We start from the raw sequence: 20057 nt of genomic DNA on the forward strand, positions 1-20057 counted from the left end.
TCTGGGGAAAGGAGAAGAGTATGAAGATCGTGGAAGTAAAACACCCACTCGTCAAACACAAGCTGGGTCTGATGCGAGAGAACGACATCAGCACCAAACGCTTTCGTGAACTCGCCTCGGAAGTGGGCAGCCTGCTGACCTATGAAGCGACTGCGGACCTCGAAACGGAAAAAGTGACCATCGAAGGCTGGAACGGCCCGGTCCAGGTTGAGCAAATTAAAGGGAAGAAAATCACCGTTGTGCCAATCCTGCGCGCAGGTCTGGGCATGATGGAAGGCGTGCTGGAGCACGTACCGAGCGCGCGCATCAGCGTGGTCGGCATCTACCGTAACGAAGAGACGCTGGAGCCGGTGCCGTACTTCCAGAAACTGGTGTCCAATATCGACGAGCGTATGGCGCTGGTGGTTGACCCGATGCTGGCAACCGGCGGTTCGATGATCGCCACGATTGACCTGCTGAAAAAAGCGGGCTGCCACAGCATCAAAGTGCTGGTGCTGGTTGCCGCGCCGGAAGGTCTGGCGGCGCTGGAAAAAGCGCACCCGGACGTGGAACTGTACACCGCGTCGATCGATAAGGGCCTCAACGAGCACGGATACATTATTCCGGGCCTCGGCGATGCCGGCGATAAAATCTTTGGTACGAAGTAATTGCTTAAAAATCGAAAGCCGACTTTGATAGTCGGCTTTTTTTTGGGATTCAAAACACTGCCCGCCGTTAAGGACGGGGAGATAAACAACAACACTCAGAGGAAAACACTATGACGCGCCGTGCTATCGGGGTAAGTGAAAGACCACCGCTTTTGCAGACCATCCCGCTTAGTCTACAGCACTTGTTCGCCATGTTTGGCGCAACCGTGCTGGTGCCAATCCTGTTTCACATTAACCCGGCCACCGTGCTGCTGTTTAACGGTATCGGGACACTGCTGTACATCTTTATTTGCAAAGGGAAAATTCCGGCGTACTTAGGCTCCAGCTTCGCCTTTATCTCGCCGGTGCTGCTGCTGTTGCCGCTGGGCTACGAAGTGGCGCTTGGCGGTTTTATCATGTGCGGCGTGCTGTTCTGCCTGGTCTCCTTTATTGTGAAAAAAGCAGGCACCGGCTGGCTGGACGTGATGTTCCCACCTGCGGCGATGGGCGCGATCGTTGCGGTCATCGGTCTGGAGCTGGCGGGCGTGGCGGCGAACATGGCCGGTCTGCTGCCAGCAGAAGGGCAGTCTGCGGATTCCAAAACCGTGATCATCTCGCTGGTGACACTGGGCGTGACGGTGTTTGGCTCCGTGCTGTTCCGCGGCTTTATGGCCATTATCCCGATTTTGATCGGCGTGCTGGCGGGCTACGCGCTCTCCTTCGCGATGGGCGTTGTTGATACCACGCCGATTGCGCAGGCACACTGGTTCGCGCTGCCGACCTTCTACACCCCGCGTTTTGAGTGGTTTGCGATTTTCACCATTCTGCCTGCGGCTCTGGTGGTGATTGCCGAGCACGTGGGTCACCTGGTGGTCACGGCGAATATCATCAAAAAAGATCTGATTCGCGACCCGGGTCTGCACCGCTCGATGTTTGCGAACGGTCTGTCTACCATGATCTCCGGATTCTTCGGCTCCACGCCGAACACCACCTATGGTGAGAACATCGGCGTGATGGCCATCACCCGTGTGTACAGTACCTGGGTGATTGGCGGTGCGGCGATTATCGCTATTCTGCTCTCTTGCGTGGGCAAACTGGCGGCGGCTATCCAGATCATCCCGGTACCGGTAATGGGTGGCGTTTCGCTGCTGCTGTACGGGGTTATCGGCGCGTCCGGTATCCGCGTGCTGATCGAATCCAAAGTGGATTACAGCAAAGCGCAAAACCTGATCCTGACGTCCGTGATCCTGATTATCGGTGTGAGCGGGGCGAAAGTGCACATTGGTGCGGCGGAGCTGAAAGGCATGGCGCTGGCGACCATTGTGGGTATCTGTCTGAGCCTGATCTTCAAACTGATTAGCGTGCTGCGCCCGGAAGAAGTGGTGCTGGATGCGCCTGACAGTGACGTAACGAAGTAATTTTTACGTGGGTTTGAGCCGGGTTTCTCGCCCGGTTCAAACCGAACGGGATTTTATGATAAACTCACTGCGTTTTTTGTAAGCCCTGTTGAGGTCCCTCTGAACACACCGGCACAGCTTTCCCTGCCATTATATTTACCCGATGACGAAACCTTCGCGAGTTTCTGGCCGGGTGATAACCCCTCTTTACTGGCGGCGTTGCAAAACGTTCTGCGCCAGGCGCATAGCGGATACATCTACATCTGGTCGCGTGAAGGCGCGGGGCGCAGCCATTTGCTGCATGCCGCCTGTGCCGAACTCTCCCAGCGCGGCGATGCCGTGGGCTACGTGCCGCTGGATAAGCGCACCTGGTTTGTGCCGGACGTGCTGGAAGGGATGGAACAGCTTTCGCTGGTCTGCATCGACAATATCGAATGCGTCGCTGGCGATGAGCTGTGGGAGATGGCGATCTTCAACCTCTATAACCGCATTCTGGAGTCGGGGAAAACCCGGTTGTTGATCACCGGCGATCGTCCTCCGCGCCAGCTTAATCTCGGGCTGCCGGATCTGGCTTCACGGCTGGACTGGGGGCAAATCTACAAGCTGCAACCGCTTTCTGATGAAGATAAATTGCAGGCATTGCAGTTGCGTGCTCGCTTACGCGGTTTTGAACTGCCGGAAGACGTGGGCCGTTTTCTGCTCAAGCGGCTGGATCGGGAAATGCGTACCCTGTTTGATACGCTGAATGAACTGGATCGCGCGTCCATTACCGCGCAGCGCAAGCTGACCATTCCGTTCGTGAAAGAGATCCTCAAGCTGTAATACCAGGCCGGATAAAGGCAACGCCCTCCGGCCTGTGCCTGTTATAAAATCGCCAGAACCTGCTCCGGCGGGCGACCAATGCGCGCTTTGCCGTTGGCAATCACAATCGGGCGTTCAATCAGCTTCGGATTCTCCACCAGCGCCTGCACCAGGGCTTCCTCTGAAAGCGTGCTGTCGCCAAGCTTCAATTCTTTATAAAGATCTTCTTTTGTCCGCATCAGTTCCCGCGCGCTGGACATCCCCAACATCTGCAATAACGTGCGCACGGTTGCCGCATCCGGCGGCGTTTCCAGGTAGAGCACCACGTCCGGCTCCACGCCGTTTTCTTTCAGCAGGTTCAGCGTCTCACGGCTCTTTGAGCAACGCGGGTTATGGTAAATTTGTACGCCGTCTGACATCTTTTCTCCTTATTACATCTTCTGATACGGTTTGAAGCGCTGCTGCATCTGCCGTAGCTGATCAATTCGCGCATCGTAACGCGCCTGTTGCAGGCTGCCGAGTTTCACCTGCGCGCTGGCGTTGCCCAGTAATCTTATCGCCTGATCCAGTTTACCCACCAGCGCCAGACCTTCTGCCCGTGCAGCAAGTTCCTGATCGCGATGATTCAGCGCGGCTTCGGTCTGCGCCAGCAAATCCCAGCCGTTCACATCCTCTTGATTACTGAAGGTATAACGGTTCAGGATGCGCTCCGCTTCTGCGGGTTGACCGCCTTCGAGCCAGGCATTCGCCAGGTTGAGCTGCAATACCGGGTTGGTTTTCAGCTCGCGGACAGCGTTCAGACGCTTGATGGCATCGGCGCTTTTGTGCTGGCCTAAATCGATGTCGGTCGCCAGGTCGAGGAACCAGGCATTGTCAGGATCGGCGCTGAGCAGCGGTTGCAGGTATTTGGCGGCATCAGCGTAGTTTTTCGCATCCATCGCCTGCAACGCCCGGCCATATTGTGCGGCGCGCTGCTCGCGTACGTTGCCTTTCGCCCAGGCGTCAAGCTGGTCGCTGGTCAACTGATTGCGCCCGGAATTGTACATCCCCAGCGCCCTGGCTTTCGCCATATAAAACGCCTCGGAAGATTGCACCACCACCGGACGCATCTGGTTGGCGCGGTTGCGGGCATCCGAGAGACGGCTTTCCGGTAAGGGGTGGGTCAGCAAAATTTCCGGCGGACGGGTGGAGTAACGCGACTGGTCGAGGAGTTTCTCCAGAAAGGTGGGCATCGCCTGCGGATCGAAACCGGCGCGTTGCAGCACCTGAATCCCGATACGGTCCGCTTCCTGTTCGTTTTGCTGAGTAAAGCTGATCATCCCTTGCTGCGTACCCGCCAGCGTACCGGTTAACGCCGCCATCCCGGCTTGCGGGTTGGCCATTGCCAGCAGAATCGAGCCGAGCGCCCCGGCCCACGTCAACGGCGCGCTGCGTTTTTGATCTTCCATCGCGCGCGCCAGGTGGCGTTGCGTAACGTGAGAAATTTCGTGCGCCATCACCGATGCAAGCTGGCTCTCGTTGTCCGCGTAGCGGAACAGGGCGGAGTGCAGCACCACGTTGCCGCCAAAAAAGGCGAAGGCGTTGATTTCGTCGTTATTGACGAGATAAAAATGGAAGGGCGTTTTTACCGAATCCGCATGGGCTACCAGCCGCATTCCCAGTCCGTTGATGTACTGGACCAGCAGCGGGTCGTTAATCAGCGGTGCGCTGCCTCGCAACTGGCGAACATAGTAGTCGCCCATTTGCATCTCCTGACCAATGGAGAGCGTGCTTCCGGCGGACGTTCCCATATCCGGCAGGCTGTCTGCCGAATCCGCAAACGCCATTGTTATCGGGCCTGAGGCGAGCGCAGCAATAAGGGTGGCGACCAGCGTGCGTTTCAACTGCCTGAACATAACCTCTTCCTGTATTTGGGGGGTAGTATTATGACCGGTGTTCGGGGTCTTCGTTCCGGGTTTCCCGCTTTGCGAGTGTAGCCGCGTTGGCGGGTGAAGAAAATCCCATTCAGCAGAATGTTATGTTTCCCCGAAAGGATACGAAAAGCGAAGTCTTTTTTGTGACATTTCGATACAATTCCACTCCTTAACTCCCGCCAAAGAGGCTCAAGAAAAAACGTTATGCTCGAAATGTTGATGCAGTGGTATCGCCGCCGTTTTAGCGATCCGGAGGCGATTGCACTGCTGGTCATTCTCCTTGCGGGTTTCTGTATCCTCTTCTTTTTTAGCGGCCTGCTTGCGCCCCTGCTGATGGCGCTGGTGATAGCGTATCTGCTGGAGTGGCCCACCGCACGTCTGCAACGCATCGGCTGTTCGCGCAGCTTTGCCGCCACCCTAGTGTTGATGATGTTTGTCGGCATTCTGCTGGTGATGGCGTTTGTGGTCATGCCCGTAGCCTGGCAGCAGGGCATCAATCTGATCCGTGACATGCCCGGCATGTTGAACAAACTCTCTGATTTTGCCGCGACCCTGCCGCGTCGTTACCCGGCGTTGATGGATGCCGGCATTATCGATGCGATGGCGGAGAACATGCGTTCGCGCATGCTGACCATGGGTGACTCGGTGGTGAAATACTCCCTTGCCTCACTGGTCGGGCTGCTAACGCTGGCGGTATACCTGGTTCTGGTGCCGTTAATGGTCTTCTTCCTCGTCAAAGACAAAGAGCAGTTACTGAATGCCGTACGCCGCGTTTTACCGCGTAATCGCGGGCTGGCGGGGCAGGTATGGAAGGAGATGAACCAGCAGATCACCAACTATATCCGCGGTAAAGCGCTGGAGATGGTGGTGGTCGGTGTCGCCACCTGGATTGGCTTTATCCTGTTTGGCCTCAACTACTCATTGTTGCTGGCGGTGCTGGTGGGGTTCTCGGTGCTGATCCCTTACATTGGCGCGTTTGTGGTGACCATTCCGGTCGTTGGCGTGGCGCTGTTCCAGTTTGGCCTGGGCACCGAGTTCTGGAGCTGTTTCGCGGTCTATTTAATTATTCAGGGACTGGACGGCAACCTGCTGGTGCCGGTGCTGTTCTCTGAAGCGGTCAACTTGCACCCGCTGGTGATCATCCTGTCGGTGATCATTTTCGGCGGACTGTGGGGATTCTGGGGGGTATTTTTCGCCATTCCTCTCGCCACGCTGATCAAGGCGGTGATCCACGCCTGGCCGGACTCACCGGCTATCGAAGAGTGACGATGCCGGGCGGTGCACGCAGCGCCGCCCGGTCATCGGCTTAATGTGCAGCGTTCTGATTGCGCAGATAGATAATCCAGTAGGTGATGCCCACCAACAGCCCCCCGCCGATAATATTCCCGATAGTCACCGGGATCAGATTGGCGGTAATAAAGTTGCCGACGGTCAGCGCGGGGAAGTTATCCGGCGAGGTATGTACGGCGCTCCAGAAGCCCTCCGGCGCAAAATAGCGAATGATGATCGCCAGCGGGATCAGAAACATATTGGCGATACTGTGCTCAAAACCGCTGGCGACAAACATGCCGATCGGCAACAGCATCGCCATCACTTTATCCGTGAGCGTATGGCCGGAGTAACTCATCCACACCGCCAGGCAGACCATCAAATTGCACAGTGTCCCCAGGCAGACCGCCTCAATAAAGGTGTGGTGCATTTTATGATCGGCGGTTTGCAGCACATTCAGTCCCCATAGCCCGTTGCCGCTCATGGTCTGACCGGCAAACCAAATCAGCGCGACAAAAAACAGTGCCCCTGTCAGGTTGCCAAAATAGACGATGATCCAGTTGGTGATCAGTTGCCGCCAGCTCACCAGCCCACTGGCTTTTGCCATTACCGTCAGCACGGTGGAGGTAAACAGGTCAGCGCCACAGACCACCACCAGAATTAATCCGAGAGAAAAACAGAGTCCGCCCGCCAGTTTTGCCAGCGCACTGGCCGGGGCTGGCCCGCTGGTGACGGTGATATAAAACACAAACGCAATCGAGATAAATACCCCTGCCGTGACCGCGAGAAAAAACGACAGCTCTTTCTTTTTCGTGACTTTATACAGACCAGATTGTTCGGCGACTTTTGCCATTTCCGCAGGAAGTCGCAGGTCAAACGCGTTGCCGGTATCCATTTGATTCTCCTGATTCAATGCACATAAGTGAGATACCCGCGGTCATATGCATAGCGCATACCAGCGGCAATCGGGAGATTGTTAACGGCTTCACATAAAGCAAGAAGGGTTACAGCACTTCGCGCACGGCAATACCGAGGCGCTGCATGCGGGATAACAGGGTAGTGCGTTTCATACCGAGTTTCGAGGCGGCGCCGCGCGGCCCGGCGACAATACCGTTGGTTTCGCGCAGCACCTGGATGATCCGCTGGCGTTCTTCTTCGTCATTTTCCGGTGGCTCCGGGTGCATCATCTCCGCCACTTTCGGCAGGGTAAACGGGAACGGATCGTGCGCTACGGGCTGCACCATGCTGACCGGTTGGGCATGCAGATGCAGGCTCAGGGTATTGTCGCGCGCCAGCAGTACGGCGCGTTCAATCACATTTTCCAGCTCGCGCACGTTGCCCGGCCACTCATAGCGCATCAGCTGGCGCATCGTGTCCGGAGGAATGGTGTCGATGGTGCGGTTTAAGCGGCGCGCCAGTTTTTGTGTGAAGTAGCGCGCCAGCAGGGGAATGTCGTCCGGGCGTTCACGTAAAGGAGGCAGCACCAGTGGGAACACATTCAGACGGTAGAACAGATCGTTGCGAAACTCCCGGTCAATCACCATCTGGCGCAGGTCGCGGTTGGTGGCGGCAATCACCCGTACGTTGACCGGAATGGTGCGGGTGCCGCCAATGCGTTCGATCTCCCGCTCCTGTAAGACGCGCAGCAGCTTCGGTTGCAGTTCGAGGGGCATATCGCCAATTTCATCCAGAAACAGCGTCCCCTCATCGGCCATTTCAAAGCGCCCGCGGTGGGCATTTATCGCGCCGGTAAACGCCCCTTTGTCATGACCAAACAGCTCGCTTTCCAGCAGGCTGGCGGGAATGGCGGCGCAGTTTATTTTCACTAGCGGTTTGTCTTTACGTGGACTCATCTGATGCAGGGCGCGGGCGATGATCTCTTTGCCCGTCCCCGTTTCGCCGAGGATCAATACGGTGCTGTCGCTCAGTGCCACAATGTTGACCTGCTGGAGCACGTCGCGCATCGCATCGCTCTGGTAAATGATGTCGCCGAAGCTCTGGCTGGAGAAGATCTGCTCGTTCAGCTTACGGTTTTCACTGTTCAGATTCTCTTTCAGATGCGTGACCTGGCGATACGCGTCGGCATTATCGACGGCGATGCCAATTCTGTCGGCGATCTGTTGCAGCAATCGACAGTTTTGCTCATTAAAAACGCTGCTATCCCGATGCGACAACAGCAGGACGCCGGTGGATTTATGGCTGAACGCCAGCGGTAAAATCAGCGCAGCGTCCAGTTCCTGAACCGCCAGTTGCTGTAATACCGGATCGTTTTGCCAGAGCGCTTCATCCTGCTCCCGGCGCAGTAATGCGCTGCGATGATCGTTTAATGCCGCCAGCAGCAACGGACTTTCATTGCGCAGCGGGAACTGCTCGGTACCCGGCGGGCAGGTGGGAAAGTGGGTGGCATGGCAGATCAACTGGCGCGCATGCAGGGTGTCGCGCAGGACGATACGGACGTTATCAATGCCGAAAAAACGGTGGATCTCCCGGGAGACATCGGCAACCAGTTCGTCGAGATCAAGATGCGACAACACCGAGTTGGTGATATCCACCAGCACCCGGTCGTGATCGCGCTCCTCCTGGAGTTGTGCAACCGACTGGCTTAGTTGCTCGCGGGCGCACTGCTCTTCCAGCGCCTGGGTCGCCAGCCGCGCCAGCCATGCAAACATGGCGCTGTCGGCGTCATTAAACACGCCGTTGTCGGTGCGCACAAAACGCAGCTCCACCACTTCGCGCTCATTAAGCAGGGCGATATGCACTGAACTGTCGCTGATTTTTCCGCTGTAGGCGTGGTCGCTGCACTCGACGCTGCCATCATCGAAGCAGCGCCAGAAGTGCGTGTTATTGAGACATAATTCGATGTACTGGATGGGGCTGAAGGGGGGCGGCAGCGGGATAAATGCCCGAAGTAGTGAAGCCTGCAAATTATCTTGTAAGATCATGGATACGTCGCCCTTCCAGATTTACCTGCCATCCCTCTAAGTGAGTATGGATAGTACAATATCCCCTATTTTTGTAGTGTTACAAGCTTCACGTATAAGTCATTGTCCTGGCATTAATTGCCTGAATACCCCTAATTGAGCACCCGCACCATCAGATAGAGCGCCGGTTCATGGGCCATATCCTGCAAATGTTGCAGTATTTGCAGGCTCCATCCCCGCCACGGCTCGACGGCGGTTTTCGACAGCGCGGCAAACGCGGGCGCCAGCGTGTCAATGTGGCTGGCGTCTATGATGATTTCGCCAAAGGTCAGCAGCCCCTGCATTTTGCGCCGCGCGGTTCCTTCTTCCAGCAGCGTCAACCACTGCTGGTAGTCGGTGAGCGGGCACTCCAGCACAACATTCAGGCAATCAATCACCCCGACGTGATGGCCAATCGCCAGCGAGTAATACATCACCTGGCGACTCTTCTCTTCCAGCTCTACGCTGTCATCGACAAACTTTTGCCGCAGCGCCCAGAACATCACTTTCGCCGGATTGTCAGACATGGCTGCGCTCCAGTACCTGCATCAGTTGCTGCACAATCGCCGTCAGTCGCGGATCGTCTGCCTGCTGAAGCCAGGCGTTAACGCGCCCCGCGCTCTGGTTCGGATCGCCATTGCTCAGCAGCGTAAACAGGCGATCGGTGATTTCACGCCCCTGACGGTATCCCGCCAGTTGCCGCGCCTCTCGCTCCATGGTCACGCGCAGCGCCAGCGGCAAAGAGGGCCAGCGTACGCTGGCGACTTCATTGACCGCTTGCTGGTGGTCAACCGCGTGCAGTTTCTGCTCCAGCAAACCCAATGCCACCGCAAAACCGTGAATGGTCGCCGCCGGGGTGGGCGGGCAACCGGGGATCCACACGTCAATCGGCACGATGGTGTCGCTGCCGCCCCACACGCAGTAAAGATCGTGAAAAATCCCACCTCCCACGCCGCATGCGCCGTAAGAGATGGCGATTTTGTGATCCGGTGCGGCCTCCCAGGCGCGCAGGGCTGGCATACGCATGGCGCGCGTGACTGCGCCGGTAAACAGCAAAATGTCGGCGTGGCGCGGTGACGCCACCACTTTGATACCAAAGCGCTCCGCATCAAACAGCGGGGTGATGGCGGCGAAAATCTCGATTTCACAGCCGTTACAGCCGCCGCAGTCAACGCGGTAAACATAGGCGGAACGCTGGATGTCGCGCAGCAGCAGTTGTTTGATTTTCTGCGCCGACTCATCAAGCTGAACCGGCTGGCTGACATGCTGGGTCAGCACCTTGAGATCGGAACTCATGCTTGCTCCTCAAGATAATAATGAACGTTGACGCTGCCGCGGTGCTCCAGCGCGTCGCGGCGTCGGCACGCCGGGCAAATGCAGGCCTGAGCGCGTAGCGTGTCGGCCAGTTCAGGGGCATTCTGATTGAGGGTCAGCAGCTCCACCGCCAGCGCAACGGATTTCTCCGGTGCGAAAGGCACGCCGCACCGGCTACAGTGCTGCAAACGGAAGGTGGCCCGCACGTACAAATCCGCTTTGTTGGTGACCGCCAGTTCAAACTCTTCAGACAGGTGGATAGCCCGCGTTGGGCACACTTCTTCGCAGCGCCCGCAATAAATGCAGCGGCCAATAAACAGTTGCCAGACACGGCTGTTCTCATCGGCGAGGGTTTCCATGGTCAGCGCATTCGCCGGGCAGGCGGTCGTGCAGGCACCACAGGCGATGCACTGCTGGGGATCCAGCTCCGGTTTACCGCGAAATCCCGGGCAAACCTCCAGCGGCGCGAACGGGTATTTCACCGTGACTTCGCCCGCCCTGAGGATGGTTTTCAACAATTTCAGCATCGTTTCTTTCCTTACTTCAGCGGCGAATGGCGACGTTCAATGCCGTAACGTTCGATCTCTTTATAGGGCACCGTGGTCGATTTACGTTTGCGCACGTCGACCAGCGTGACCCGGTCGGTACAGGAGTAACAGGGATCGAGACTGCCGATAATCAACGGCGCATCGGAAACGGTATTGCCGCGCAGCATATAGCGCAGCACTGGCCAGTTGGCGTAGGTCGCCGCACGGCAACGCCAGCGATACAGCTTCTGGTTATCGCCCAGCATGCTCCAGTGCACATCTTCGCCACGCGGCGCTTCAACATAGCCGAGGGCGAACTTATGCGGCTGATAGCTGAAGCCTTCCGTTAGCAACGGGGTGTCCGGCAGGTTATCGAGGGCAAACTCAATCATCGAAAGCGAGTCGAACACCTCTTTGACCCGCACCATCACGCGGGAGAAAACGTCGCCATCCGGCCAGGTGAACAGGGTTTTGGGCAGGCTGCCATAATCGGCATACGGATGGTCGAAGCGTAAATCGCGGGCAAAACCGCTACCACGGATCAGCGGGCCGACCGGGCTGTAATCCCGTGCGACCTGGCGGTCAAGCACGCCAACGCCCTGGGTGCGCTGCGCCATGTTGGGCGTGGAGAGCAGCATGTCCACCAGTTGTGCGACTTCCGCGCGCATCTCTTTCACCAATTGAATGGTCTTCACGCGCTGCTCTTTCAGGATGTCGCGACGGATGCCGCCAATCAGGTTAAGGCCGTACGTTTTACGCGAGCCGGTCAGCAACTCCGCCATGGTCATCGATTTTTCGCGGATGCGGAAAAACTGCATAAACCCGGTATCGAAGCCGACAAAGTGGCTGGAAAGGCCGATATTCAGCAGATGGCTGTGCAGGCGCTCCACTTCCAGCAGCACTGAGCGGATGGTGTGCGCACGTTGCGGCACGACGATGCCGAGGGCATTTTCCACCGAGGTGGTATAGGCCACGCTGTGGGCAAACCCGCAAATCCCGCACACCCTGTCCGAGAGGAACGTGACCTCGTTATAGCCCATCCGGGTTTCCGCCAGTTTTTCCATGCCACGGTGCACATAGAACAGGCGGTAGTCGGCATCGACAATCCGTTCCCCGTCAACGAACAGACGAAAGTGACCGGGTTCATCAGAGGTAATGTGCAGCGGACCAATGGGGACAATACGCGCCGAGCTGCCGCCATCGTTAACAAACGAGTAGTTTTCCGTCTCGCTGGTGGGTTCCGGACGCAGGCGGTAATCCATGGTGTCTTTACGCAGCGGATGCAAATCATCCGGCCAGTCATCTGGCAACACCAACCTGCGCTGATCCGGCAGACCCACCGGGATCAGACCATACATATCGCGGATTTCGCGCTCGCCCCATACCGCCGCCGGTACGCGTGGCGTAACCGACGGGAACTCACGGGTTTGCGCATCCACCAAGGCTTTGACGACGATCCAGCACTTTTCCGCCCCTTCCATCGACAGGGCGTAATAGACCGCGTAGTGGCCGTTCAGGGTCCGTTCATCATTACCAAACAGCACCGGAAGCCAGCCATCATGCTGGTAATAAAGGTAGTGCACGATATCCGGCAACAGATTGAGTTTCACCGTAATGGTGACCTGTTCAAAGGTCTGACGCTCTTCATCCAGCACCGCGCCGGGGAACTGTTGTTTTAATGCAGCAAGACAGGCTGTGCCGCGAGGTTGTTGCAGACTCACACTGGCTAAATAACTCACTTTCACTCTCCCTGAACACGCGGTGACGTTACGGGTGCGGCGGTGGTCTCAAACGAGGCCCACAGCCAGCTAAATTGGGTGGATGGTTGATCGTTACCGGACAGAACAATGGTGGAGGCATTGGCCAGCAAACGGCTGACCGGCTGCGGAATATGCGTTCCCATCACCAGCATCATCACCAGTAAAATCACCATTGGCAGGGTGGTCAGCCAGCCGAGCTCACCGGTGACGACCTGCTGCGGCGGCGTCGCGAACAGCGCTTTGGCGACCATGCGCACCAACCCGCCGAGCACCAGCGTAAGTAACAGCAACAGCAGGATGGTGACGAACAGATGCTCTGCCGCCAGGCCTGCGGTGACGGTCATAAACTCGCTAAGAAAGATGTTAAAGGGGGGCATGCCACCCAGCGCCAGCGCGCCGCCGCCAAGCAGTACCGCCGTAAACGGCATCACTTTCAGCATGCCGCACACCACATCCAGGTTGCGGGTGCCGTATTTCAACAGCACGTTGCCTGAACCGCAGAACAGCAACGTTTTGGCCAGGCTGTGGTTCAGCGTATGCAGCAGCGCCGCCAGAATACCGAGTGGTCCGCCAATACCCAGCGCCACCGCCACCAGCCCCATGTTCTCGACGCTGGAGTAGGCCAGCAGGCGTTTCATATCCTGTTGCACGAGGATAAAGAAGGCCGCCACCGCCACCGACAGCATGCCAAATATCAGCAGCAGCCTGTTCGGGAAGGTGTCGCCAATGGCATGGCAGATGATGATGTAATAACGGATCAGCACCAGCAGCGCGCAGTTCAGCAACACCGCCGACAGCAGGGCGCTGACCGGGCTGGGCGCTTCACTGTGCGCATCCGGCAGCCAGGCGTGCATCGGGAACAGGCCGGTTTTAGTACCGAAGCCAATCAGCACAAAGACGAAAGCCAGCACCATTAACGTGGGGTCCAGTTTGCTGCTCTCTTTCAGCACTTCGGTCCAGAAAATCGCATGATCCGGTTGCGCCATAAAACTGGCGGCGTTGGCATAAACCAGCACCGTACCGAACAGGCCAAACGCAACGCCAACGGTACAGATAATGATGTATTTCCATGCGGCTTCCAGCGACGAACGCTGGCCGTAAATCCCCACCAGAAACGCAGAACTGAGGGTGGTGGCTTCAATGGCTGCCCACATCACAATCAGGTTATTGCTGGTGACCACCAGCAACATGGTGAACAGAAACAGATGAAAGAAGCCGTAATAGTTGCACAGCGTGGGAACGGTGATTTCGCCGTGGTCCACCTCATGGCGCATATAACCAATCGAGTAGAGACCGGTAAGAAAACCGATAATGCCCAGCAACGACAGGAATAACCCGCTGAGGCTGTCAATGTGCAGCCAGCGATGCGCCGCGAAAATTTCACCTTCGCCCACCGCTTCCGCCACCGTCCACAGGGCGATAAACAACAGGATGGTGATCCCGAACGTGTGCACCGTGGTCACCAGATTACGGGCTGCTGCGCCGCTCAGGCGACAGGCGAAACAGAGCACGGAGACCACCAGCGGCGTCAGCAGCAACAGCGTGAACATCAAGGCATGACTCATGGCGTTACCCCTTCAGCGCGGTGAGATTGTTAACATCCAGCGTGCCGTGGGTACGCCAGATTTTGCGCGCCAGCAACGCCATCACGATCACGGCAAAAATGGCATCGGTGGCGATGCCAATCTCCACCAGCTCCGGTGCACGCCAGGCCAGCAACGCCAGCACCAGATGCGAGCCGTTTTCCATCAGGCAGTAGCCAAACACCTGACGCAGGATGTTGCGCTGGCTGATGATGCACAGCAGCCCCAGCAGAAAATGACCAAGGGCAACCGCCAGCGCCGGTTTCAGTTGCGCGACCATCGGTAACTGCACCGGGCGTACCACAAACCAGCACAGCAGTACGATGGCAGCGGCCATCAACACCAGCGCGGCCGGGCCGAACAGCCTGCCGCCTTCGCCATCGGGCGCCATTTTGCGAAACGCATACCCCATGATCAGCGGCACCAGCAGCACCTTGGTGAAAAAGGCGCTAAACGACCACATCAGCAACTGCTCGGCATGGAGTAGCTGCGAGAGGGTAAAAAAGAGGGACACCAGCACCAGCGATTGCAGGGCATACAACCAGCAGGAGACGGAATAGCGTCTGGCGCAGGTGACCAGCAGCGAGGTAAACATCATCAGCCCCGCCAGATTGTTGACTATCAATGTTCCGGTCATCATCGACTCCCTTATCCAAGCCACGCCGAAGCAATCACGCTTGAGCACAGCGACATCACAATCAGAACCACCAGCACCAGCTGCATGGCGTACGGCAGCGGCGCGGCCTGCGCCACCTCTTCACTGGGTTCACCCGGCACCACGCGCCCGAACCAGTAAATAAACCAGCCGAAACTGGCGACCGATTCCACCAGCGCCAGTATCATCACCGGCAGCAGGATCGGGTACTGGCTGGAGAGGGAGAACCCGGCGGCAAAGAGCGGGAACTTACTGAAAAAACCGTTGAAGGGCGGAACGCCGGTGATCGCCAGCGCGGCCACGCAAAAGCCGATGCCCGCCAGCGGCAGCGTGCGCATCACACCGCGTAAACGTGGCAACAGACGGGTGCCGCAGCTGTAGCTGAGCGCGCCGGCAACGAGGAAGAACAGGCTTTTGGCGAACGCGTGGTTGAAGATGTAAACAATCCCCGCGTTGAAGGCCATCTTCGAACCGAAAGTAGAAAGCGACAAGGCAAGGAACATCCACGCCAGTTGCGAGATGGTCGACCATGCCAGTAAGCGCTTCATGTCTTTTTGCGGCAGGTACATTAAAAAGCCGTACACCAGCGTCAGGGTCGCCATGCCCACGCCAACCCAGCTTATAACGTGTGGAATTTCACCGCCCTCAGCGATGGCGCGGGCAAAAATATAGACCCCGACCTTCACCATTGACGCGGCATGTAAGTACGCACTGACCGGGGTTGGCGCTTCCATGGCGTCCGGCAGCCAGGCCTGCAACGGCAACTGGGCTGATTTACCCCACGCGGCAAAGAGGATGCCGCCATACACCAGATACGCAGCTGTGCCCTGTAACTGGCTGATGGCGCTCAGTGCAAAGGTGCCGGTATTGAGAAACAGCGTGGCGGCCGCCAGATACAAACCCAGTGACCCGACGTGGGTGATAAGCAGCGCTTTCATTGCCGAACGCTGGGCTTTTTCACTCTGGTAGTAGCTGATCAGCGCCCAGGAACATCCGCCGGTGATTTCGAAAAACAGCAATTGCCCCAGCAGCGTGGAGGAGAGCACCAGGCCGGACATCGCACCGATAAAAATCAGTAAAAACGCGTAGTAGCGGTTGCTGCCATCGTGCGGGTGCTCGCGGTTGCCGCGGGTCAGATAACCGGTGGAGTAGAGCGCCACCAGCAGACCGAGAAACACCACCACAAACAGGATCAACGTGCTGATACGGTCAACCAGCAAACCGAACAGTGCCACCCGTCCTGCCGCCAGCAGCGGGATATCGACGGTTTCGCTGCCCGCAGTGTAAAAATTCAGCGCCAGCGAAAGCGTTGCAACGGTCGCCAGCAGCGCAAACAGGGTCGCCAGCCGCGGGGCGGTTTGCCGGGGAGCCAGAGAGACGACCAGTGCGCCAACAAAGGGCAGCAGCAGCGTCGTCAGAGCGAGAGTTTCCATAATGTTCCAGTGCTCCTTACAAACCGGTTAGCCAGAGAACGTACGACAGCGCAGCCAGACTGAAGCCGAGCCAGGTCAGGTGGTGCGTCAGCAAAAAGCGCCCGCGCGCCAGCGCGTTTTCCACCAGCGACGCCAGCGTGAACACCACCAGCAGTTTGAGCAGCGTGGTGACCAGCGACAGCGCCATCGCCCCGATGCTCAGGGTGGCGGCATTACCAAAGGGGAAAAACAGCGCGAGGAACAGCGAGGCCATCACCACTTGTTTCAGGCCCACGCCCCATTTCACCAGCGCCAGACCCGCGCCGGAGTATTCGGTGAGCGGCCCCTCCTGCAACTCTTGTTCGGCTTCCGCCACATCGAAGGGGATTTTGCCCATCTCGATAAAACAGGCGAATCCACAGGCCAGCAACGCCAGCAACGTCGCCACCGGGGAGATCCAGCCCGCCGCCAGCGTCGTGCTGATGGCGCTGATGTTGGTGGAGCCAGCCAGCAAGGCCAGCACCAGTAGCGAGAGGATCAGCATCGGTTCAACCAGAATGCCCAACGTCAGCTCGCGGCTGGCGCCAAGCCCGGAGAAGGGGCTGCCGGTATCCAGCCCGGAGAGGGCAAAGAAGAAACGGAACAGGGCGAAGAGATAAATTAAGGTGATCAAATCGCCCGCCCCGGCGAAAGGCGAGGTGCGAATAAACAGCGGCAGGGTCATCGCCACCAGCAACATGCTGCTGAGCAGTACCCACGGCATGGCACGGAACATTAACCCGGATGACGCTGGCGCGACCGCCTGGCGCTTCAGCAGTTTTTGTAAGTCGCGGTAATCCTGCAAGATGCCCGGCCCGCGGCGGGAGTGCATGCGCGCGCGGATCTGGCGGGATATCCCGGTAAACAGCGGGGTCAGCGCCAGCAGCAGAATTGCCTGACAAAGGGCGAAGACCCCCATCGACCATGCAGACGTCTGTTCTAACATTGTCTTTTTCTCCTTACAGCGCAATCGTCAGCAACAGGACCACCAGCGCGGCGATCATATACAGGCAGTAGAGCCGGAAATCGCCGCTTTGCAGATGCTGTACGATCTGCGCAATACGCCGGGTGGTACGCACCAGCGGGAGGATAATTTTCTCGTCCCAGAACGGTTCCGTGCGGGTTGCTGCCTGGGTAATGCCGCCAAGGCTTCGCTGGAGCGGTTGCGCCGGATCGAGCTGTTGGCGCAGGCGATAGAGCGGGCCGAACATCACCCGTAACGGTTGGGTGAAACTGCCTGCCGACGGGGCCATGCCTTTTTCCCACGCGTAGCCACAAGCCCAGGCATCACCGCTGCGACGGTATGCCCCGCGCGTCTGGCGATTGACATACCACAACACGGCGGGCAGCAGCGGCAGCACTAACAACAGCAGGAACACCGTCGATGGCGTGAGCATGGCTTGCTGCACATCGCCGGGGATCAGCGTTGCGCCCTGGGCCACCGCCAGCGTGGCGGGAGGGGTTAAGGTAAGGACAATCTGCATCAGATGCGGTGCAACAACGCTCGCACCGACGCCGGTCAGTACGCACAGCAGCGCCAGCGCACACATGGCGACGACCATCGGCCAGGGCACTTCCCGCGCCTGATCGGCTTTTTCGCTGCGGGGGTTGCCGCAAAAACTGACACCGTACACTTTGACAAAGCACATTGCCGCCAGCGCCCCGGTGATCGCCAGCATCACGATGGCAATGGGGCCGGCAAGGCGTGGAATGATGGCGTCAATGCGGGTCAGTGAAAACAGCGACTGATAGGTGTACCACTCGCTGATAAACCCGTTGAGTGGTGGCATGGCGGAAATGGCGAGACACCCCACCAGAAATGCGCCTGCTGTCCACGGCATGCGTTTAGCCAGCGCGCCCATTTTTTCCATGTCACGCGTATGCAGGCGATAGATAATGGCCCCGGAGCCGAGAAACAGCAGTCCTTTGAACAGCGCGTGGTTAAGCAGGTGAAACAGTGCGCCCAGCAAACCGACGGCGGCGATCACCGGCTGGTGCAGTGCAATGCCCGCCATACCGACGCCCACGCCCATCAGGATAATGCCGATGTTCTCAACGGTGTGCCACGCCAGCAGACGTTTGATATCGTGTTCCGCCAGCGCGTACAGCACGCCCAGCACCGAAGAGACCGCGCCAAACGCCAGCACCAGTACGCCCCACCACAGGGGAATGCCGCTATGACCGAGCAGATCGATGCCGACTTTGATGATGCCGAAAATACCGATTTTAACCATCACGCCGGACATCAGCGCTGAGGCATGCGAAGGTGCAGCCGGGTGTGCGCGCGGTAACCAACTGTGTAACGGCAGCATCCCCGCTTTTGCGCCGAAACCAAAGAAGGCCAGCAGGAAGACCGCCGATGCCGTGCCAGGCGTCAGCGATAAGGTGCGGAAGCTGGCGAAATCCAGGCTGGCGCTCTGCCGCCACATCAGGAAGAAGGCGATCATGATCAGCACGGAACCGGCATGAGCAATAAAGAAGTAGAGCAGCCCGGCGTGGATCGACTCTTCATCCTGATCGGTGATCACCAGGAACCATGACGCGAGGGACATCATTTCGAACAGCACGATGAACCAGAAGGCGTTATCCATCACCACCAGCCCGACCATCGAGGCGATAAACAGGTTCATAAAGAACCCCATCGCGCCTGGCCCTTTGCCGAGATACTCACGCACATAAGAGAGGGAGTAGAGCCCGCAGAACGTTACCAGCAGAGAGATAACCAACACCATAAAGGCGCTGAGACTGTCCATGCGCACAACGAAATGCGCAAAGCTGAACGGACCTGCGGCCTGCCAGCTTAGCGGTTCTCCAACGCTGAGCGCTGCCAGCGCGCTGAGTACGCCAAGTGCGCCGCCGATCATCGCGGAAATCCCCGCGACCTTGATCGCCAACGCCTGTTGGCGGGCAAGCAACAGTGAGGCGACCCCGCCGGCAACGTACAGCACAATTGACCACATCAGTAATTGCAGGGCATCCATTAGCGTTGCTCCGACGATGAGGGAAGGGAAGCGAAAGTCAGATCTGTCGAACTGAGGGCGGCCAGCTCTCTGCGTGTTTTGAGCTGTTTATGCAGGGAGACGTCGGTCACCAGATGCAGCGCGTTCGTTGGGCAGGCGCGCACGCAGGAAGGTCCTTCAGGCAGGAAGTGGCACAGATCGCATTTCACCGCGATGGTTTGTACACCTGCGTTCCAGCGTAAAAAGGGGTGATCCGTTTGCGCACTGGCGGGGACATCCCGCAGTTGCTCCTCAGGAATGTGGTGCTCGTAGCGGGCGGGAATATTCAGCGGGCGGCTGCCGGACGGGGTGATGGCGCCGAAAGGGCACACCAGCCCACACAGTTTGCAGCCAATGCACAACGTTTCATTGAGATAAACGGCGTCATCCTGAAACGAAATAGCGTTGACCGGGCACACCTGTTTGCAGGGGGCATCGTCGCAGTGGCGGCAGAGCACCGGTGCGGTTTTGTTTTCCGTTCGCACCAGCGTCAACCGGGGATGCTGCTGCAACCCCTGAATTTTATGCACATCCGAACACGCAGCAAGGCAGGTATTGCATCCTATACACCACTCGGGATTGGCAATCACAAAGCGGTTCATGTCGGCTCCTTGAAAGAAAAGCTAAAACGTTGAGCCTGCTTAAGCATAAGCTGTGCCATGATTGAAATGGCTTAAATTTCATATGGTTGTGATTTATTGCTGCGTGGGGCGAACAAAAGTGATGGTCAGGTCAGAACGAAAAATAACCTGTCGACACGAGTGACGAGCGGGGAAAATAAAGTGTGATGGAGTTCAAATAT

Annotated in this window: 18 protein-coding genes; 4 read left to right on the top strand and 14 right to left on the bottom strand. The window is 57.8% G+C overall.

The window, feature by feature from the left end:
- Positions 1–20 precede the first annotated feature (20 nt).
- The 3 genes from upp to N7922_RS06875 all read left to right on the top strand — a co-directional run bounded on the left by upp (position 21) and on the right by N7922_RS06875 (position 2845).
- A complete protein-coding gene (upp, locus tag N7922_RS06865) occupies positions 21–647 on the top strand; it encodes a uracil phosphoribosyltransferase (RefSeq protein WP_061493742.1) in 627 nt (208 codons plus the stop codon).
- A gap of 110 nt (positions 648–757) precedes the next feature.
- Positions 758–2044 (top strand): uracil permease, encoded by a 1287-nt coding sequence (gene uraA, locus N7922_RS06870; RefSeq protein ID WP_263099829.1) that lies wholly within the window; start codon positions 758–760, stop codon positions 2042–2044.
- 99 nt (positions 2045–2143) lie between these two features.
- The gene (locus N7922_RS06875) at positions 2144–2845 is read left to right on the top strand and encodes a DnaA inactivator Hda (RefSeq protein ID WP_071889908.1); all 702 of its coding nucleotides are present in this window, start codon (positions 2144–2146) and stop codon (positions 2843–2845) included.
- A gap of 41 nt (positions 2846–2886) precedes the next feature.
- On the opposite strand, the gene arsC is transcribed toward N7922_RS06875, so the two are convergent.
- Positions 2887–3243, bottom strand: a complete 357-nt coding sequence (arsC, locus tag N7922_RS06880; RefSeq protein ID WP_263099830.1) for an arsenate reductase (glutaredoxin) — start codon at positions 3241–3243, stop codon at positions 2887–2889.
- A 12-nt stretch (positions 3244–3255) separates the two neighbouring features.
- Positions 3256–4719 (bottom strand): beta-barrel assembly-enhancing protease, encoded by a 1464-nt coding sequence (gene bepA / locus N7922_RS06885; protein ID WP_263099831.1) that lies wholly within the window; start codon positions 4717–4719, stop codon positions 3256–3258.
- Positions 4720–4941: 222 nt separating this feature from the next.
- On the opposite strand from bepA, the gene N7922_RS06890 reads away from it, so the two are divergent.
- Positions 4942–6003, top strand: a complete 1062-nt coding sequence (locus tag N7922_RS06890) for an AI-2E family transporter (protein ID WP_263099832.1) — start codon at positions 4942–4944, stop codon at positions 6001–6003.
- Positions 6004–6043: 40 nt separating this feature from the next.
- On the opposite strand, the gene focA is transcribed toward N7922_RS06890, so the two are convergent.
- From focA to N7922_RS06950, 12 genes are all read right to left on the bottom strand, one after another.
- Positions 6044–6901, bottom strand: coding sequence for a formate transporter FocA (focA, locus tag N7922_RS06895; RefSeq protein WP_263099833.1), 858 nt, complete (start codon positions 6899–6901; stop codon positions 6044–6046).
- A 109-nt stretch (positions 6902–7010) separates the two neighbouring features.
- Entirely contained in the window at positions 7011–8948 is a 1938-nt protein-coding gene (locus N7922_RS06900; protein ID WP_263099834.1) for a sigma 54-interacting transcriptional regulator, read from the bottom strand.
- Between the two features lie 131 nt (positions 8949–9079).
- Positions 9080–9493 carry a formate hydrogenlyase maturation HycH family protein gene (locus tag N7922_RS06905; RefSeq protein ID WP_263099835.1) on the bottom strand — a complete coding sequence of 138 codons (414 nt, stop codon included), beginning with the start codon at positions 9491–9493 and terminating at the stop codon, positions 9080–9082.
- Entirely contained in the window at positions 9486–10262 is a 777-nt protein-coding gene (locus N7922_RS06910) for an NADH-quinone oxidoreductase subunit B family protein (protein WP_263099836.1), read from the bottom strand. The genes N7922_RS06905 and N7922_RS06910 overlap by 8 nt, the downstream gene beginning before the upstream one ends.
- Entirely contained in the window at positions 10259–10807 is a 549-nt protein-coding gene (gene hyfH, locus N7922_RS06915; protein ID WP_263099837.1) for a hydrogenase 4 subunit H, read from the bottom strand. The genes N7922_RS06910 and hyfH overlap by 4 nt, the downstream gene beginning before the upstream one ends.
- Positions 10808–10818: 11 nt before the next feature.
- Entirely contained in the window at positions 10819–12528 is a 1710-nt protein-coding gene (locus N7922_RS06920) for an NADH-quinone oxidoreductase subunit C (protein WP_263100850.1), read from the bottom strand.
- Positions 12529–12548: 20 nt separating this feature from the next.
- Positions 12549–14132, bottom strand: coding sequence for a hydrogenase 4 subunit F (gene hyfF / locus N7922_RS06925; protein ID WP_263099838.1), 1584 nt, complete (start codon positions 14130–14132; stop codon positions 12549–12551).
- 4 nt (positions 14133–14136) lie between these two features.
- Positions 14137–14787 (bottom strand): hydrogenase 4 membrane subunit, encoded by a 651-nt coding sequence (hyfE, locus tag N7922_RS06930; RefSeq protein ID WP_263100851.1) that lies wholly within the window; start codon positions 14785–14787, stop codon positions 14137–14139.
- Positions 14788–14798: 11 nt separating this feature from the next.
- Positions 14799–16238: a hydrogenase 4 subunit D gene (locus tag N7922_RS06935; protein ID WP_263099839.1), complete on the bottom strand. Its 1440-nt coding sequence runs from the start codon at positions 16236–16238 to the stop codon at positions 14799–14801.
- A 16-nt stretch (positions 16239–16254) separates the two neighbouring features.
- Positions 16255–17202 (bottom strand): respiratory chain complex I subunit 1 family protein, encoded by a 948-nt coding sequence (locus N7922_RS06940; protein ID WP_263099840.1) that lies wholly within the window; start codon positions 17200–17202, stop codon positions 16255–16257.
- A 13-nt stretch (positions 17203–17215) separates the two neighbouring features.
- Positions 17216–19237, bottom strand: coding sequence for a hydrogenase 4 subunit B (gene hyfB / locus N7922_RS06945; RefSeq protein ID WP_263099841.1), 2022 nt, complete (start codon positions 19235–19237; stop codon positions 17216–17218).
- Entirely contained in the window at positions 19237–19857 is a 621-nt protein-coding gene (locus tag N7922_RS06950; RefSeq protein ID WP_263099842.1) for a 4Fe-4S dicluster domain-containing protein, read from the bottom strand. Before N7922_RS06950 ends, hyfB begins: the two co-directional genes overlap by 1 nt.
- Positions 19858–20057: the final 200 nt, after the last annotated feature.

Source organism: Kosakonia sp. ML.JS2a (assembly GCF_025642095.1).
Taxonomy (GTDB): Bacteria; Pseudomonadota; Gammaproteobacteria; order Enterobacterales; family Enterobacteriaceae.

Bases quoted from the DNA above. Each gene is read 5' to 3' on its own strand.
- N7922_RS06910 (WP_263099836.1), bottom strand. From the start codon at position 10,262: ATGAGTTCCGATCTCAAGGTGCTGACCCAGCATGTCAGCCAGCCGGTT.
- N7922_RS06950 (WP_263099842.1), bottom strand. From the start codon at position 19,857: ATGAACCGCTTTGTGATTGCCAATCCCGAGTGGTGTATAGGATGCAAT.
- hyfE (WP_263100851.1), bottom strand. From the start codon at position 14,787: ATGACCGGAACATTGATAGTCAACAATCTGGCGGGGCTGATGATGTTT.
- N7922_RS06900 (WP_263099834.1), bottom strand. From the start codon at position 8,948: ATGATCTTACAAGATAATTTGCAGGCTTCACTACTTCGGGCATTTATC.
- hyfB (WP_263099841.1), bottom strand. From the start codon at position 19,237: ATGGATGCCCTGCAATTACTGATGTGGTCAATTGTGCTGTACGTTGCC.
- N7922_RS06940 (WP_263099840.1), bottom strand. From the start codon at position 17,202: ATGTTAGAACAGACGTCTGCATGGTCGATGGGGGTCTTCGCCCTTTGT.
- hyfH (WP_263099837.1), bottom strand. From the start codon at position 10,807: ATGCTGAAATTGTTGAAAACCATCCTCAGGGCGGGCGAAGTCACGGTG.
- uraA (WP_263099829.1), top strand. From the start codon at position 758: ATGACGCGCCGTGCTATCGGGGTAAGTGAAAGACCACCGCTTTTGCAG.
- focA (WP_263099833.1), bottom strand. From the start codon at position 6,901: ATGGATACCGGCAACGCGTTTGACCTGCGACTTCCTGCGGAAATGGCA.
- N7922_RS06935 (WP_263099839.1), bottom strand. From the start codon at position 16,238: ATGGAAACTCTCGCTCTGACGACGCTGCTGCTGCCCTTTGTTGGCGCA.
- hyfF (WP_263099838.1), bottom strand. From the start codon at position 14,132: ATGAGTCATGCCTTGATGTTCACGCTGTTGCTGCTGACGCCGCTGGTG.
- N7922_RS06905 (WP_263099835.1), bottom strand. From the start codon at position 9,493: ATGTCTGACAATCCGGCGAAAGTGATGTTCTGGGCGCTGCGGCAAAAG.
- N7922_RS06890 (WP_263099832.1), top strand. From the start codon at position 4,942: ATGCTCGAAATGTTGATGCAGTGGTATCGCCGCCGTTTTAGCGATCCG.
- upp (WP_061493742.1), top strand. From the start codon at position 21: ATGAAGATCGTGGAAGTAAAACACCCACTCGTCAAACACAAGCTGGGT.
- arsC (WP_263099830.1), bottom strand. From the start codon at position 3,243: ATGTCAGACGGCGTACAAATTTACCATAACCCGCGTTGCTCAAAGAGC.
- bepA (WP_263099831.1), bottom strand. From the start codon at position 4,719: ATGTTCAGGCAGTTGAAACGCACGCTGGTCGCCACCCTTATTGCTGCG.